The organism is Shewanella sp. DAU305 (assembly GCF_026802235.1).
GTDB lineage: Bacteria > Pseudomonadota > Gammaproteobacteria > Enterobacterales > Shewanellaceae > Shewanella > Shewanella baltica.
Window position 1 is genome coordinate 727,974 of sequence record NZ_CP113808.1, and the last position, 16,325, is coordinate 744,298.

Annotated in this window: 11 protein-coding genes, 4 tRNA genes and 2 rRNA genes; 16 read left to right on the forward strand and 1 reads right to left on the reverse strand. The window is 46.6% G+C overall.

The genetic code is table 11. From position 1 onward, the window contains the following. Nucleotides 1–185 precede the first annotated feature (185 nt). The 4 genes from OX890_RS03100 (at nucleotide 186) to birA (ending at nucleotide 5,520) form a co-directional block, all read left to right on the forward strand. Nucleotides 186–3,090, forward strand: a 23S ribosomal RNA gene (locus OX890_RS03100). Between the two features lie 136 nt (nucleotides 3,091–3,226). Continuing rightward, a 5S ribosomal RNA gene (rrf, locus tag OX890_RS03105) occupies nucleotides 3,227–3,342 on the forward strand. A gap of 200 nt (nucleotides 3,343–3,542) precedes the next feature. Beyond that, nucleotides 3,543–4,568 (forward strand): UDP-N-acetylmuramate dehydrogenase, encoded by a 1,026-nt coding sequence (murB, locus tag OX890_RS03110; protein WP_126490942.1) that lies wholly within the window; start codon nucleotides 3,543–3,545, stop codon nucleotides 4,566–4,568. Next, nucleotides 4,561–5,520: a bifunctional biotin--[acetyl-CoA-carboxylase] ligase/biotin operon repressor BirA gene (birA, locus tag OX890_RS03115; protein ID WP_126490943.1), complete on the forward strand. Its 960-nt coding sequence runs from the start codon at nucleotides 4,561–4,563 to the stop codon at nucleotides 5,518–5,520. The genes murB and birA overlap by 8 nt, the downstream gene beginning before the upstream one ends. A gap of 27 nt (nucleotides 5,521–5,547) precedes the next feature. Here birA and coaA read toward each other — a convergent pair whose 3' ends face one another. Then, entirely contained in the window at nucleotides 5,548–6,498 is a 951-nt protein-coding gene (gene coaA / locus OX890_RS03120; RefSeq protein WP_126490944.1) for a type I pantothenate kinase, read from the reverse strand. Between the two features lie 234 nt (nucleotides 6,499–6,732). On the opposite strand from coaA, the gene OX890_RS03125 reads away from it, so the two are divergent. The 12 genes from OX890_RS03125 (at nucleotide 6,733) to rpoB (ending at nucleotide 16,321) form a co-directional block, all read left to right on the forward strand. Then, nucleotides 6,733–6,808 (forward strand) — tRNA-Thr (locus OX890_RS03125). Nucleotides 6,809–6,816: 8 nt separating this feature from the next. Next, nucleotides 6,817–6,901, forward strand: a tRNA-Tyr gene (locus OX890_RS03130). A 38-nt stretch (nucleotides 6,902–6,939) separates the two neighbouring features. Beyond that, a tRNA-Gly gene (locus tag OX890_RS03135) sits at nucleotides 6,940–7,013 on the forward strand. 8 nt (nucleotides 7,014–7,021) lie between these two features. Then, nucleotides 7,022–7,097: transfer RNA gene (locus tag OX890_RS03140), tRNA-Thr, on the forward strand. 117 nt (nucleotides 7,098–7,214) lie between these two features. After that, nucleotides 7,215–8,399 carry an elongation factor Tu gene (tuf, locus tag OX890_RS03145; RefSeq protein WP_006087508.1) on the forward strand — a complete coding sequence of 395 codons (1,185 nt, stop codon included), beginning with the start codon at nucleotides 7,215–7,217 and terminating at the stop codon, nucleotides 8,397–8,399. Nucleotides 8,400–8,663: 264 nt separating this feature from the next. Continuing rightward, nucleotides 8,664–9,035 carry a preprotein translocase subunit SecE gene (secE, locus tag OX890_RS03150; protein ID WP_006083613.1) on the forward strand — a complete coding sequence of 124 codons (372 nt, stop codon included), beginning with the start codon at nucleotides 8,664–8,666 and terminating at the stop codon, nucleotides 9,033–9,035. A gap of 9 nt (nucleotides 9,036–9,044) precedes the next feature. Next, entirely contained in the window at nucleotides 9,045–9,596 is a 552-nt protein-coding gene (gene nusG / locus OX890_RS03155; RefSeq protein WP_006083612.1) for a transcription termination/antitermination protein NusG, read from the forward strand. A 127-nt stretch (nucleotides 9,597–9,723) separates the two neighbouring features. Next, nucleotides 9,724–10,152: a 50S ribosomal protein L11 gene (rplK, locus tag OX890_RS03160; RefSeq protein WP_006083611.1), complete on the forward strand. Its 429-nt coding sequence runs from the start codon at nucleotides 9,724–9,726 to the stop codon at nucleotides 10,150–10,152. Between the two features lie 4 nt (nucleotides 10,153–10,156). Further along, nucleotides 10,157–10,858 (forward strand): 50S ribosomal protein L1, encoded by a 702-nt coding sequence (rplA, locus tag OX890_RS03165; protein ID WP_006083610.1) that lies wholly within the window; start codon nucleotides 10,157–10,159, stop codon nucleotides 10,856–10,858. Nucleotides 10,859–11,125: 267 nt separating this feature from the next. After that, on the forward strand, nucleotides 11,126–11,626 hold the full coding sequence (rplJ, locus tag OX890_RS03170; protein ID WP_006083609.1) for a 50S ribosomal protein L10: 501 nt from the start codon (nucleotides 11,126–11,128) through the stop codon (nucleotides 11,624–11,626). 54 nt (nucleotides 11,627–11,680) lie between these two features. Beyond that, complete coding sequence (gene rplL / locus OX890_RS03175) at nucleotides 11,681–12,046, forward strand: 50S ribosomal protein L7/L12 (protein WP_006083608.1); 366 nt, start codon at nucleotides 11,681–11,683, stop codon at nucleotides 12,044–12,046. A 243-nt stretch (nucleotides 12,047–12,289) separates the two neighbouring features. Beyond that, on the forward strand, nucleotides 12,290–16,321 hold the full coding sequence (gene rpoB / locus OX890_RS03180; RefSeq protein ID WP_006083607.1) for a DNA-directed RNA polymerase subunit beta: 4,032 nt from the start codon (nucleotides 12,290–12,292) through the stop codon (nucleotides 16,319–16,321). Nucleotides 16,322–16,325: the final 4 nt, after the last annotated feature.

Consider the following 16,325-nt stretch of genomic DNA (forward strand, 5'->3'; position numbering starts at 1 on the left):
ATGCGAAAGCATTGAACATGAGTTCTCAAACACTTTATTAAGTGTCTTGAATATTCAAAAGTAAATTATTCTTAGTTGAATAGTTTACGTCTAAGGCGCGTCCACTTCTTTGGTCAGAAGTGAGACAAGTAAAACCAAGCTGGTCGCAATGCGACTCAGGTGAGTGAAACTCATTTGGGTTGTATGGTTAAGCGACTAAGCGTATACGGTGGATGCCTTGGCAGTCAGAGGCGATGAAGGACGTAGTAACTTGCGAAAAGCGTTGGCGAGCTAGTAACAAGCATTTGAGCTAACGATGTCCGAATGGGGGAACCCAGCAGCATAAGCTGTTATCGCAACATGAATACATAGTGTTGCGAGGCGAACCCGGGGAACTGAAACATCTAAGTACCCGGAGGAAAAGAAATCAACCGAGATTCCCCTAGTAGCGGCGAGCGAACGGGGATTAGCCCTTAAGTCAGTGGGGTGTTAGTGGAATGTGTTGGAAAGCACAGCGGCACAGGGTGATAGCCCCGTACATGAAAACTAACCATTGATGAAAACGAGTAAGGCGGGACACGTGACATCCTGTTTGAATATGGGGGGACCATCCTCCAAGGCTAAATACTCCTGACTGACCGATAGTGAACCAGTACCGTGAGGGAAAGGCGAAAAGAACCCCTGTGAGGGGAGTGAAATAGAACCTGAAACCGTATACGTACAAGCAGTGGGAGCGGTTCTTGAGACCGTGACTGCGTACCTTTTGTATAATGGGTCAGCGACTTACATTTTGTAGCGAGGTTAAGCGAATAGCGGAGCCGTAGGGAAACCGAGTGTTAACTGCGCGTTTAGTTGCAAGGTGTAGACCCGAAACCCGGTGATCTAGCCATGGGCAGGTTGAAGGTTGAGTAACATCAACTGGAGGACCGAACCGACTAATGTTGAAAAATTAGCGGATGACTTGTGGCTGGGGGTGAAAGGCCAATCAAACCGGGAGATATCTGGTTCTCCTCGAAAGCTATTTAGGTAGCGCCTCGAGCGAATACCATTGGGGGTAGAGCACTGTTAAGGCTAGGGGGTCATCCCGACTTACCAACCCTTTGCAAACTCCGAATACCAATGAGTACTACTCGGGAGACAGACGGCGGGTGCTAACGTCCGTCGTCAAAAGGGAAACAACCCAGACCGTCAGCTAAGGTCCCAAAGTACTAGCTAAGTGGGAAACGATGTGGGAAGGCTTAGACAGCTAGGATGTTGGCTTAGAAGCAGCCATCATTTAAAGAAAGCGTAATAGCTCACTAGTCGAGTCGGCCTGCGCGGAAGATGTAACGGGGCTAAGCTAGTCACCGAAGCTACGGGTGCATTTCATTAGAGATGCGCGGTAGAGGAGCGTTCTGTAAGCCGTTGAAGGTGAAGGGGTAACCCACGCTGGAGGTATCAGAAGTGCGAATGCTGACATGAGTAACGATAAAGGGGGTGAAAAACCCCCTCGCCGAAAGACCAAGGGTTCCTGTCCAACGTTAATCGGGGCAGGGTGAGTCGACCCCTAAGGTGAGGCCGAAAGGCGTAATCGATGGGAAACAGATTAATATTTCTGTACTTCCGCTAACTGCGATGGAGAGACGGAGAAGGCTAGGCTAGCGCGGCGTTGGTAGTCCGCGTTTAAGGTGGTAGGTTGATTTCTTAGGCAAATCCGGGGAATCGCACTTTAGTGTGCAGACTGAGAGCTGATGACGAGGTCCTAAGGGACTGAAGTAGTTGATGCCATGCTTCCAGGAAAATCTTCTAAGCTTCAGGTTAGTGGGAATCGTACCCCAAACCGACACAGGTGGTCGGGTAGAGAATACCAAGGCGCTTGAGAGAACTCGGCTGAAGGAACTAGGCAAAATGGTACCGTAACTTCGGGAGAAGGTACGCTCTTGTTGGTGATGAGACTTGCTCTCTAAGCTGACGGGAGTCGCAGATACCAGGTGGCTGCAACTGTTTATCAAAAACACAGCACTGTGCAAACTCGCAAGAGGAAGTATACGGTGTGACGCCTGCCCGGTGCCGGAAGGTTAATTGATTGGGTTATCGCAAGAGAAGCTCATGATCGAAGCCCCGGTAAACGGCGGCCGTAACTATAACGGTCCTAAGGTAGCGAAATTCCTTGTCGGGTAAGTTCCGACCTGCACGAATGGCGTAATGATGGCCACGCTGTCTCCAGCCGAGACTCAGTGAAGTTGAAATTGCGGTGAAGATGCCGTATACCCGCGGCTAGACGGAAAGACCCCGTGAACCTTTACTATAGCTTGGCACTGAACATTGAACCTACATGTGTAGGATAGGTGGGAGACTTTGAAGTTATGACGCTAGTCATGATGGAGTCGTCCTTGAAATACCACCCTTGTAGTTTTGATGTTCTAACCTAGGTCCCTTATCGGGATTAGGGACAGTGCCTGGTGGGTAGTTTGACTGGGGCGGTCTCCTCCCAAAGAGTAACGGAGGAGCACGAAGGTTGGCTAAGTACGGTCGGACATCGTACGGTTAGTGCAATGGCATAAGCCAGCTTAACTGCGAGACATACACGTCGAGCAGGTACGAAAGTAGGTCATAGTGATCCGGTGGTTCTGAATGGAAGGGCCATCGCTCAACGGATAAAAGGTACTCCGGGGATAACAGGCTGATACCGCCCAAGAGTTCATATCGACGGCGGTGTTTGGCACCTCGATGTCGGCTCATCACATCCTGGGGCTGAAGTCGGTCCCAAGGGTATGGCTGTTCGCCATTTAAAGTGGTACGCGAGCTGGGTTCAGAACGTCGTGAGACAGTTCGGTCCCTATCTGCCGTGGGCGTTGGATGATTGAAGGGAGCTGCTCCTAGTACGAGAGGACCGGAGTGGACGAACCGCTGGTGTTCGGGTTGTCATGCCAATGGCATTGCCCGGTAGCTACGTTCGGAATCGATAACCGCTGAAAGCATCTAAGCGGGAAGCGAGCCCTAAGATGAGTCATCCCTAGGAATTTAATTCCTCTAAAGAGCCGTTCGAGACTAGGACGTTGATAGGCATGGTGTGTAAGCGTTGTGAGGCGTTGAGCTAACATGTACTAATGACTCGAGAGGCTTAACCATACAACCCAGATGGGTTTTACAAAGAAGCCTTAGACAGAATATCGACACTTGATAAAGTTAAAGACTCAAAGCAAATCAGCTTTCCGAATTATTATTAACGTGGTCCAGAGATGGACACGGTAATAAACAGAATTTGCTTGGTGACAATAGCCTTGTGGAACCACCTGATCCCATCCCGAACTCAGAAGTGAAACGCAAACGCGCCGATGGTAGTGTGGGGTCTCCCCATGTGAGAGTAGGTCATCGCCAAGCGCCTAATTATCTCGTAGAGATGTAACGAAGCCAGCTGAATAAGCTGGCTTTTTTGCGTATGCAATTTGTTAAGTTTAGCGTGATTTTTCGCCTAAATGCCTACTCCACGATGACTATTTCATCAATACGTGTCCCCCGCGTTAGCTGCAATCCTCGCTTTTAGCAGTTACAATGTGTTTTTGTCGTCATTGATCAAACACATGTCTCTATCTCATAGCCTTAAATCGTTTAATTCCTTTGGTTTAGCCCAGTCTTGCGCCGCTCTTGTTGAGGCGCACTCAAAAGAAGCTGTTCAGGCGATGTGTTTGCCACTATGGCAACAGCAATTGCCTATGTTGGTGCTTGGTGGCGGTAGCAATCTGGTCTTCACTGAGGACTTTAACGGTACAGTTGTCAGGATTTTATCGAAGGGGATAAAAGTATCTGAAGACGCAGAAGCTTTTTATCTCGAGGTTGAGGCGGGTGAGAATTGGCATGAGTTAATTCAGTTTACGCTCGAGCATGGCATGTTTGGGCTGGAAAATATGGCGTTAATTCCTGGAACGGTTGGCGCAGCACCTATCCAGAATATTGGCGCTTATGGTGTTGAACTCTGTGATGTGTGTGATTGGGTTGAGTATCTTGATTTACCCTCAGGTGAGTTTGTGCGTATAAGTACAGCTGAGTGTCAATTTGCTTACCGTGAGTCTATTTTCAAAGACAAATTACGCAATCTTGCCGTAGTCACTGCTGTCGGACTGCGCTTAGTTAAACGGTGGCAACCGCGTTTGGCTTATGGTCCATTGCAATCGTTTGATCCTGCAACCGTCACTGCGCGTGAGATCTTTGATCGCGTATGCCAAGTGCGCAGTGAAAAGCTCCCTGATCCAGCAGTGCTCGGCAATGCAGGTAGTTTCTTTAAAAATCCTATTGTTAGCGCGGCCTGTTATCTAGATTTAGCACAGCGTTTTCCGACGATAGTGGGTTACGCGCAAGCGGATGCGACGGTGAAATTGGCGGCAGGTTGGTTGATTGAACAAGCGGGACTGAAAGGTTTTGTGCTTGGTAATGCGGCTGTGCATGACAAACAAGCTTTGGTATTAGTGAATCGAGGCGGGGCAACGGGGCGCGATATTTGTCGCTTAGCGCTGCATGTTATTGCGCAAGTACAGGATAAATTTGGTGTTGTGCTAGAAGCGGAACCTAGAATCATGGGCGCTAACGGTGAAGGAGATTTGTATGTCTGATAATTGGGGAAGAAAGCGCCAGATATTAGCGTTATTGTCTAGTGGTCAATTTGTTTCAGGCGAGCAGTTAGCCACTGAACTTGGGATTTCGCGCGCCGCTGTAAATAAGCACATTGATGCGTTAGAAACCTATGGCGTAGCAATTTATAGCGTTAAAGGTCGCGGCTATAAGCTAGCCAATCCCATCTCTTTGATTGATGCTTCACGTTTAGTGCAGTCAATTGATAACCGTTGTTTTTATTTTGATGAGATCGCAAGTACCAACGGCTTTATGCTGAGTCATACCACTGAGCTAAAAAATGGCGATGTGTGCGTGGCAGAGTATCAATCTGCTGGTCGCGGTCGCCGAGGTCGCACTTGGGTGTCGCCCTATGGGCATCACTTGTACTTCTCATTGTTTTGGACATTCCCGCAGGGAATGGCACAGGCCATGGGTCTAAGTTTAGTGGTGGCGTGCACTCTAGTTGAAGTGCTTAAATCGTTTGGGGTCGAGAATATTGGGGTTAAGTGGCCAAATGATATCTATTTGGATAACAAGAAGCTTGCCGGGATCTTGATTGAAATGTCGGGACAGGCAGATAGTCAGTGCCAGCTGATCATTGGTGTTGGCGTTAATATGGCGATGTCAGAGGCGCAAGGCAAAGGTATCGATCAGCCTTGGAGTGACCTGTCAGAGTTGGTCGATATGCCAGATAAGACTGCGCTTGTTATCGAATTACAGAAGCAACTGAAGCGCGATATCCAGCTATTTGAACGTGAAGGATTAGCGGCATTCAAGGCTCGTTGGCAAGCGGCAGACTTATTTTATGGCCGTGAAATACGTTTGCTTATGGGTGAAAAGTCTGTCGAAGGGATTTGTCGCGGCGTTGATGAGCAGGGTGCGGTATTGCTCGAAACCGCCGACGGTGTGCAAGCATTTATCGGCGGTGAAATTAGCTTAAGGGCGCGCTAAGCACCCAAGAGGCTATTTTACAGAAGACTATTTGCGCATCAGTACGTGGGACATCAAATGGTCTTGGCCTTTTTGCAAGATCAAATGCGCTCTTTCACGGGTCGGTTGAATATTCAATTGCAGGTTGGGACCGTTAATCGTGTCCCAAATATTGGCGGCAATGGTATTGGCTTCATCGTCAGTTAGTGTCAAATAGTGATGGAAGTAGGATTTCTTGTCACTGAAGGCGCCAGAGCGGAATTGCAAGAAGCGCTCTTTGTACCATTGTTTGAGTAACGGCTCTTCCGCATCGACATAAATAGAAAAGTCGACAAAATCGGAGACAAAAGGACGACGGGTATCGACGGGGGAGTCGAGCCCAGTCTGCAGTACATTCAAGCCTTCCAAAATTAAGATGTCTGGCTGAGAAACGGTTTGGTGCTGATTCTTAACACGGTCATAGGTGACGTGTGAATAGATAGGCGCTTTCACATGGGGTTGGCCAGATTTCACTGCCGAGATAAACTCAACCAGCATTTTCATATCGTAGCTTTCTGGAAATCCCTTACGTTGTAACAAGCCTTTACGTTTCAAGTCTGCCAGCGGATACAAAAAGCCATCCGTTGTGACGAGATCGACCTTAGGGTGCTCAGGCCAATGCCGTAGCAAGGCTTGCAAGATACGCGCTGTGGTACTTTTGCCGACGGCGACACTGCCGGCAATACTAATGATGTAAGGGCTTCTTGATGGCTTTTGCCCAAGGAACTCATCAACCACTAAGCCACGTTGCTGCTTAGCTTTGACAATTAAATTGAGTAGCCGGCTAAGGGGAAGGTAAATATCAGTGACTTCCGATAAGGATATCTTCTCATTTATGCCTCTAAGGTTTTCCAAGTCTTGCTCACTCAGCGTCAGCGGCACTGAATCTCGTAACTCAGACCATTGCAGGCGCTCAAAGGCGAGATAGAGTGCTTTTTGAATTGAATTTTTAGAAGTCATTGGCTTTCCTCAGCTTAGGAAAGGCACAGTACACTATGAGATTATTCGGAACAATACTAAATGGGTGATTGCAGTCGTGTTTCCGTCGTCGTTTGATGTATTCGCTGTTTAATTGGTCGTCAAAGTCGGATAACGTGTAAAAAAACACCGTTCAAGCGCTTTTTTTACGTAAATGGACGTTTTTTACTTGCACTTGAGAGCGCATTTACCTAATATCCCGTTCCGAAATGATATGCCGGCATAGCTCAGTTGGTAGAGCAACTGACTTGTAATCAGTAGGTCCCGAGTTCGACTCTTGGTGCCGGCACCATTTTCTGTGGAGGGGTTCCCGAGTGGCCAAAGGGATCAGACTGTAAATCTGACGGCTCAGCCTTCGAAGGTTCGAATCCTTCTCCCTCCACCACTTTTTTCTAGGTAGTTAGGTAGCCTTAGTTAGGTTGCGCGGACATCGTATAATGGTATTACTCCAGCCTTCCAAGCTGATAACGCGGGTTCGATTCCCGCTGTCCGCTCCAAATTAGTTGCTGATATGGCTCAGTTGGTAGAGCACACCCTTGGTAAGGGTGAGGTCGGCAGTTCGAATCTGCCTATCAGCACCAGCCTCTCTAAATTTAGCTCCTACGCCTAAACATAATCGGTTCGATGTCATTTTAATGCATCGGATTTTTTCTATATGTTAGTTTTCATCACCAAGATTCTTGGACTGAGGCATTACCATGGCTAAAGCTAAATTTGAACGTATTAAGCCCCATGTAAACGTGGGCACCATTGGTCACGTTGACCATGGTAAAACCACACTGACTGCAGCTATCTCTCACGTACTGGCTAAGACCTACGGTGGCGAAGCTAAAGACTTCTCTCAAATCGATAACGCTCCAGAAGAGCGTGAGCGCGGTATTACAATCAATACCTCTCACATCGAATACGATACTCCAACTCGTCACTACGCACACGTAGACTGCCCAGGCCATGCTGACTATGTTAAAAACATGATCACTGGTGCTGCACAGATGGACGGCGCGATTTTAGTAGTTGCTTCTACAGACGGTCCAATGCCACAGACTCGTGAGCACATCCTGCTTTCTCGTCAGGTTGGCGTACCGTACATCATCGTGTTCATGAACAAATGTGACATGGTAGATGACGAAGAATTACTGGAATTGGTAGAAATGGAAGTTCGTGAACTTCTGTCAGAATACGATTTCCCAGGTGATGACTTACCAGTAATCCAAGGTTCAGCTCTGAAGGCGCTAGAAGGCCAACCAGAGTGGGAAGCTAAGATTATTGAACTGGCTAATGCACTGGATTCTTACATTCCAGAACCACAACGTGACATCGATAAGCCGTTCCTACTGCCAATCGAAGACGTATTCTCAATCTCTGGCCGTGGTACTGTAGTCACTGGCCGTGTTGAGCGTGGTATTGTTAAAGTGGGTGACGAAGTTGAAATCGTTGGTGTTCGCACTACGACTAAAACAACGTGTACTGGCGTAGAAATGTTCCGTAAGCTGCTTGACGAAGGTCGTGCAGGCGAGAACTGTGGTGTGTTATTACGTGGTACTAAGCGTGATGACGTAGAACGTGGTCAAGTATTGGCTAAACCAGGTTCAATCAACCCACACACTACTTTTGAATCAGAAGTTTATGTTCTGTCAAAAGAAGAAGGCGGACGTCACACTCCATTCTTCAAAGGCTACCGTCCACAGTTCTACTTCCGTACAACAGACGTGACTGGTACTATCGAACTGCCAGAAGGCGTAGAGATGGTAATGCCTGGCGACAACATCAAAATGGTAGTTACTCTGATTTGCCCAATCGCGATGGACGAAGGTTTACGCTTCGCAATCCGTGAAGGTGGTCGTACAGTAGGCGCTGGTGTAGTAGCTAAAATCATTGCTTAATAGCGATAGAGATTAGTTTGAAAAGGAAGCTTCGGCTTCCTTTTTTGTTTAAGTGGATTATTTCATAGGTTTTGTGGTTTGCATGGGATTCGCATCCTTGCTTACAAAGTCGAATAAGAATACAATCTATGGCCGATTTTTGACCCTGAGCTTATGCTATTTTGCGTTTCTAAGGGTGTTCGGAAATGCAGAGTATGATGTGGGAATTATGCCCGTCAATTAATGTGCTCTAAGCTCAGGCCGTATTGAGTAACGGAAAAACCGATGACAACAAATACTGAAAACCAGAACAATTCTCTGGATATCGTGAAGTGGGGTTTAGTGATTGTATTGCTAGCCGCTGCTGTTATTGGCAATCAAATGTATAGCGAAGCCAGTGCCGTCATACGTGCGCTTAGTGTTATCGTTGCATTCGCTATTGCTGGTTTTATTGCGCTCCAGACTGTAAAAGGTAAAAAAGCGTTAGCTTTTGCCCGTGAAGCGCATATCGAAGTGCGCAAGGTTGTATGGCCGACGCGTCAAGAAGCGCTAAACACCACTTTTATTGTCCTTGCAGCAACAGGTATCTTAGCTCTTATCCTTTGGGGTATGGATGCTGTGTTAATGCGAATTGTCAATTTTATCACTGGCGTATAGGCACCTCGAATGACTGAAGCTAAAGAAGCTAAAAAAAGATGGTATGTAGTGCAGGCATTCTCAGGCTATGAAGGCCGAGTTTGTAAGTCACTGATTGAATACATTAAGATGCACGGCATGGAAGAATACTTCGGTGAAGTATTGGTTCCGACTGAAGAAGTCATTGAAATGCGTGCAGGTCAGCGTCGCAAGAGCGAACGTAAATTTTTCCCTGGCTATGTGTTAGTCCAGATGGAAATGAACGATGACAGCTGGCATTTAGTCAAAAGCATCCCGCGTGTTTTAGGCTTTATTGGCGGAACGTCTGATCGTCCTGCCCCAATTTCAGATAAAGAAGCGGATGCAATTCTGCGTCGCTTACAAGAAACGACAGCGTCACCGACTCATAGAACCATATTTGAGCCAGGTGAATTGGTTCGTGTGTGTGATGGTCCATTTGCTGACTTTAACGGTACCGTTGAAGAAGTGGATTATGACAAGAGCCGCGTAAAAGTATCAGTAATGATCTTTGGTCGTTCTACGCCTGTTGAACTTGATTTCAGTCAAGTTGAAAAAGGCTGATTAAATAAAATACAAAATCCGTTTGGCAACGGGGGCGAATTTCTATATAATTCGTCCCCGTTGTTTTCGGGGGAGCACGTCAGCATGTCGCTGATGCGCGTTTGAACCCAAACTGAGGAAATGTCAGATGGCAAAGAAGATTGATGCTTATATTAAGCTACAAGTAAAATCAGGTTCTGCGAACCCGTCACCACCAGTTGGTCCAGCTTTGGGTCAAAAAGGTGTGAACATCATGGAATTCTGTAAAGCGTTTAACGCCCGTACAGAAAAAATGGAAAAAGGCATGCCTATTCCAGTCGTGATCACTGTATACAGTGACCGTTCATTCACTTTTGAAACCAAGACTTCTCCAGCGTCTTACTTACTGAAGACTGCTGCAGGCCTGAAATCAGGTTCTCCACGTCCAAACACTCAGAAAGTGGGTACTATCGCTCGCGCTAAAGTTCAAGAAATTGCTGAACTTAAAGCTGCCGATATGACTGGTGCTGACATTGAAGCGATGACTCGCTCAATCGAAGGTACTGCGCGTTCAATGGGTTTGGTTGTAGAGGATTAATATAATGGCAAAGCTAACTAAACGCATGCGCGTAATTCGCGAGAAAGTTGACGGTACTAAAAGCTACGATATCAACGAAGCTGTTGCTCTGTTAAAAGAATTAGCAACTGCAAAATTCGTTGAAAGTGTAGACGTAGCAGTTAATCTTGGTATCGACCCACGTAAATCTGACCAAAACGTTCGTGGTGCAACAGTGTTGCCACACGGTACTGGTCGTGACGTTCGCGTTGCAGTATTTACACAAGGTGCAAATGCTGAAGCTGCTAAAGCAGCTGGCGCTGAGCTAGTTGGTATGGATGATCTGGCTGAGAAAATCAAAGCCGGTGAAATGAACTTTGACGTGGTTATCGCATCTCCAGATGCAATGCGCGTTGTTGGTATGTTAGGTCAAATCTTAGGCCCACGTGGTTTAATGCCTAACCCTAAAACAGGTACAGTAACGCCAAACGTTGCTGAAGCTGTTAAGAATGCCAAGGCTGGTCAAGTTCGTTACCGTAACGACAAGAACGGTATTATCCACACTACTATCGGTAAAGTGGATTTCACACCAGTTCAATTGAAAGAAAACTTGGAAGCGTTAGTGTCAGCACTGAAAAAGGCTAAGCCTGCAGTTGCTAAAGGCATTTTCGTGAAAAAGATCAGCATCTCTACCACTATGGGTGCAGGTGTTGCAGTTGATCAAGCTACGCTTGAAACAACCGTATAATTTTACAAAGCGCGTGCATTAGTCTATAATGCGCGCACTTTGTGGGTTGAAGCCTGTTTTATCCTCCGTTTTAGCGGTGTTTAACTCAGGTTTCCGTCCAAGACCGCAGGTGTTTTTTGTAAAAATAACTTAATTTCCTGCGTAGACGGTGTCAGGCCCCAGCTAAATTTTTTACTGGATAATCTGCACCGTAAGTCACTAAATACATAAGTATTTAGTATGGTAAATACTAGGGAATACCCTAGGTAGAATCCAGGAGTAAAGCCAATGGCATTAAGACTCGAAGACAAAAAAGCGATTGTTGCTGAAGTCAACGAAGCTGCCAAAGGTGCGCTATCTGCAGTTGCCGCTGATTCTCGCGGTGTGACTGTAGGTGCTATGACCGGTCTGCGTAAAAAAGCTCGCGAAGCTGGTGTATATGTACGTGTAGTACGTAACACATTGGCTCGTCGTGCTGTTGAAGGTACAGCTTTTGAGTGCCTAGCAGAAACGTTCACTGGCCCAACTTTGATTGCTTTTTCTTTAGAGCACCCAGGTGCTGCAGCACGTCTGTTAAAAGACTTTGCTAAAGAACAAGCTAACTTCGAAGTTAAAGGCGCAGCCTTTGAAGGGAATTTCATCCCTGCAGCTGAAATTGATCGTTTGGCGAAACTGCCAACATACGAAGAAGCACTAGCTCAGTTAATGATGACTATGAAAGAAGCATCTGCTGGCAAGTTCGTTCGTACACTGGCCGCCCTGCGCGATCAAAAACAAGAAGCCGCTTAATTTCAAGCTGGCTGCTTAATAAAATTGAATTCAGAACAATAGGAAACATTTGTTATGTCTATCACTAAAGACCAAATCTTAGAAGCCTTTGCAGCTATGTCTGTAATGGAAGTTGTTGAACTGATCGAAGCAATGGAAGAGAAGTTCGGCGTTTCTGCCGCTGCTGCTGTTGTTTCTGGTGGTGCTGAAGCTGCTGTTGTTGAAGAACAAACAGAATTCAACGTAGTTCTGACTGCTCACGGCGACAACAAAGTTGCTGTTATTAAAGCAATCCGTGGCGCAACAGGTTTAGGCCTGAAAGAAGCTAAAGCTATGTCTGAAGCTGCTCCAGTAGCAGTTAAAGAAGGCGTTTCTAAAGAAGAAGCTGAAGCTCTGAAGAAAGAACTTACTGAAGCTGGTGCTTCTGTAGAAATCAAGTAAGCTATTATTTAGCTTGCTCACCCAAGCCACTTGGGTGGAGGCTGGCGGTTTTTTAACCGTCGGCCTTTTTTGCGCTATATGCGCTGGCGATTTTTTTTCACCGTTTGTCGCCAAATTTTGCAGTCCCTAGCAGAGATTACTGGTTAGGTTCTTGCCATCAACGGTGATGGGCAAACGTGCTGAATTTTAATAACTTAAGTTATTTATTCAGTCTTGGTCACATCTCGTAAGCAGAGGAAACCCATGGTTTACTCCTATTCTGAAAAGAAGCGTATTCGCAAAGACTTTGGTAAGCGTCCAAAAGTTTTGGATATCCCTTATTTATTGTCTATCCAGCTAGACTCTTTTAAGAAGTTCACCGATCAAGATCCTACCGGTGAGCGCGGTTTAGAAGCCGCCTTCCGTAGCGTTTTTCCCATCAAGAGCTTTTCTGGTAATTCAGAACTGCAATACGTCAGCTATAAGCTTGGCGAGCCTGTTTTTGATGTGAAAGAGTGTCAGATCCGTGGTGTTACGTACTCAGCTCCACTACGCGTTAAATTACGCATGGTGTTGTATGACCGTGAAGCAGCGGCGGGCACAGTAAAAGATATTAAAGAACAAGAAGTCTACATGGGTGATATCCCATTGATGACGGATAACGGTACTTTTGTTATCAACGGTACTGAGCGTGTAATCGTATCTCAATTACATCGTTCTCCAGGCGTGTTCTTTGATCATGACCGTGGTAAAACCCACTCATCAGGTAAGGTGCTGTATAACGCACGTATTATTCCTTACCGTGGTTCATGGCTTGACTTTGAATTCGATCCTAAAGATGCACTATTTGTGCGTATTGACCGTCGCCGCAAATTGCCTGCGACCATCATGTTACGTGCATTAGAATATTCTACTCAAGAGATCCTCGATCTGTTCTTCGAACGCGTTGAGTTCAAGATCAAGAAAGATACTCTGGTTATGGCTTTGGTTCCTGAGCGTCTGCGTGGCGAAACTGCCAGTTATGACATCAAGGATGCTGAAGGTTCTGTATTGGTTGAAGCCGGTCGTCGTATCACTGCGCGCCACATTCGCCAATTAGAAAAAACCAATACCACTGAGCTCGAAGTGCCAGTTGAATATATCGTGGGCAAGTATGCTGCTCAAGATTATATCGATCCGGACACGGGTGAAGTTTTAGTCTCTGCCAACAGTGAAATTAGCCTAGAAGATCTGGCTAAATTATCATTGGCCGGTATTAAAGAACTCAGCACGTTGTATATCAACGAGCTAGATCATGGTGCTTATATTTCAGATACGCTGCGTATCGATTCAACCACTAACCGCTTAGAAGCGCTGGTTGAGATCTATCGTATGATGCGTCCTGGCGAGCCACCAACCAAAGATGCTGCCGAAGCACTATTCCAGAACTTGTTCTTCAGTGAAGAGCGTTATGACCTGTCTAAAGTAGGTCGTATGAAGTTCAACCGTCGTCTCAGCATTCCTGATGACGAAGGTAGCGGTGTATTGTCTAAAGAAGACATCGTCGCGGTAATGAAGAACATCATTCATATCCGTAACGGTTTCGACGAAGTCGATGATATCGATCACTTAGGCAACCGTCGTATTCGTAGCGTCGGTGAAATGGCTGAAAACCAATTCCGCGTAGGTTTAGTCCGTGTTGAGCGCGCCGTGCGTGAACGTCTATCTTTAGGCGATCTGAACGAGCTGATGCCACAAGACTTGATCAACGCTAAGCCAATTTCTGCTGCAGTGAAAGAGTTCTTCGGTTCTTCTCAGCTGTCACAATTCATGGACCAAAACAACCCGCTATCAGAAGTAACGCATAAGCGTCGTATTTCTGCTCTTGGCCCAGGTGGTTTGACTCGTGAACGTGCAGGCTTCGAAGTCCGCGACGTACATCCAACGCATTATGGTCGTTTATGTCCAATTGAGACCCCTGAAGGTCCAAACATTGGTCTAATCAACTCATTAGCAAGCTTTGCCCGTACTAACTCATACGGCTTCCTTGAAACGCCATACCGCAAGGTTATCGACGGCGTGATTACTGACGAAGTGGAATACTTGTCAGCAATCGAAGAAGGTCGTTATGTGATTGCACAGGCGAACATTGAAATTGATGCGAACGGTCGTATGGCAGAAGAGCAAATTGCTTGTCGTCATAAAGGTGAATCTACCTTTATGCGCGCTGCTGACATCCAGTATATGGACGTTTCGCCACAACAGATCATTTCTGTTGCTGCGTCGCTGATCCCGTTCTTAGAACACGATGATGCTAACCGTGCATTGATGGGTGCGAACATGCAACGTCAAGCCGTACCAACACTGCGCTCTGAAAAGCCGCTAGTAGGTACTGGTATTGAACGTACTCTTGCTGTTGACTCAGGTGTTGTGGTTGTTGCTAAGCGTGGTGGTTTTGTAGACTACGTTGATGCGAGCCGTATCGTTGTTAAGGTAAATGAAGATGAGCTACGCCCAGGCGAAGCCGGTATCGACATTTATAACCTGACTAAGTACACCCGTTCTAACCAAAACACTTGTATCAACCAACGTCCTTGTTGTTCAGTTGGTGAGCCAGTGGTTCGCGGTGACGTGTTAGCAGACGGTCCGTCTACTGACTTAGGTGACTTAGCCCTTGGCCAGAACATGCGTATCGCGTTCATGCCTTGGAACGGTTACAACTTCGAAGATTCGATCTTAATTTCTGAGCGCGTAGCGCAAGAAGACCGCTTCACTACTATCCACATTCAGGAGCTGTCTTGTATTGCTCGTGATACTAAGTTGGGTAGCGAAGAAATCACGGCTGATATTCCAAACGTAGGTGAGTCTGCTCTGTCGAAACTCGACGAGTCAGGTATCGTTTACATTGGTGCAGAAGTGAAGGGCGGCGATATTCTGGTTGGTAAAGTGACGCCAAAAGGCGAAACACAGCTAACGCCAGAAGAGAAGTTATTGCGAGCTATCTTCGGTGAGAAAGCGTCTGACGTTAAAGACAGTTCACTGCGTGTACCTAACTCTGTTAAGGGTACTATCATCGACGTTCAGGTATTTACCCGTGACGGCGTTGAGAAAGACAAGCGTGCAGTTGAAATCGAAGAGATGCACATTGCCCAAGCTCGTAAAGACTTAGGCGAAGAGTTCAAGATCCTTGAAGAAGGTGTATTGAGCCGTGCGCGTAACTTGTTAATCGGTGCTGGTTTCACTGACGCGCAAATTGCTGCCTTGCCACGTAAAGATGTTTTGATTCAAGTCATTGACGATGAAACTAAACAAACTGAACTTGAGCAATTAGCTGAACAGCATGAAGAGCTGAAAGCTGACTTCGATAAGAAGTTTGAAATCAAACGTCGCAAGATCACCCAAGGTGATGACTTGGCTCCAGGCGTACTCAAGATCGTTAAGGTTTACTTAGCGGTTAAGCGTACTATCCAACCTGGTGACAAGATGGCGGGTCGTCACGGTAACAAGGGTGTTATCTCTAAGATTTGCCCAATCGAAGACATGCCGTATGACGAACAAGGTAACCCAGTAGACATCGTATTGAACCCACTAGGTGTTCCATCACGTATGAACATTGGTCAGGTACTTGAAGTCCATATGGGCGCTGCTGCCAAAGGCATTGGTAACAAGATCACCGCGATGCTTGAAGAACAGCGTGAGCTGGCTGAAGTTCGTGGCTACATCAAACAAGTTTATGAATTAGGTGACGAAGTGCAACAGCGCGTCGATATCGATTCATTCACCGATGATGAAGTATTACGTCTTGCGACTAACCTGAAAGGCGGTATCCCGATTGCAACTCCTGCATTCGATGGTGCTAAAGAGAAAGAGATCAAGCAGATGCTTGAACTTGCAGGTTTGCCAACCTCTGGTCAGTTGAAGTTGTTTGATGGTCGTACCGGTAACGAATTTGAGCGTCAAGTAACTGTTGGTTACATGTACATGCTCAAACTGAACCACTTAGTTGATGACAAGATGCACGCCCGTTCTACCGGTTCGTACAGCTTAGTGACTCAACAACCACTGGGCGGTAAAGCTCAGTTCGGTGGTCAGCGTTTCGGTGAGATGGAAGTGTGGGCACTAGAAGCATACGGTGCCGCTTATACGCTTCAAGAAATGCTCACTGTTAAATCGGATGACGTTAACGGTCGTACTCAGATGTATAAGAACATCGTCGACGGTAACCATCAGATGCAACCTGGCATGCCAGAGTCCTTCAACGTGTTACTGAAGGAGATCCGTTCACTCGGTATTAATATCGAGTTGGATCAGGCATAAGCGC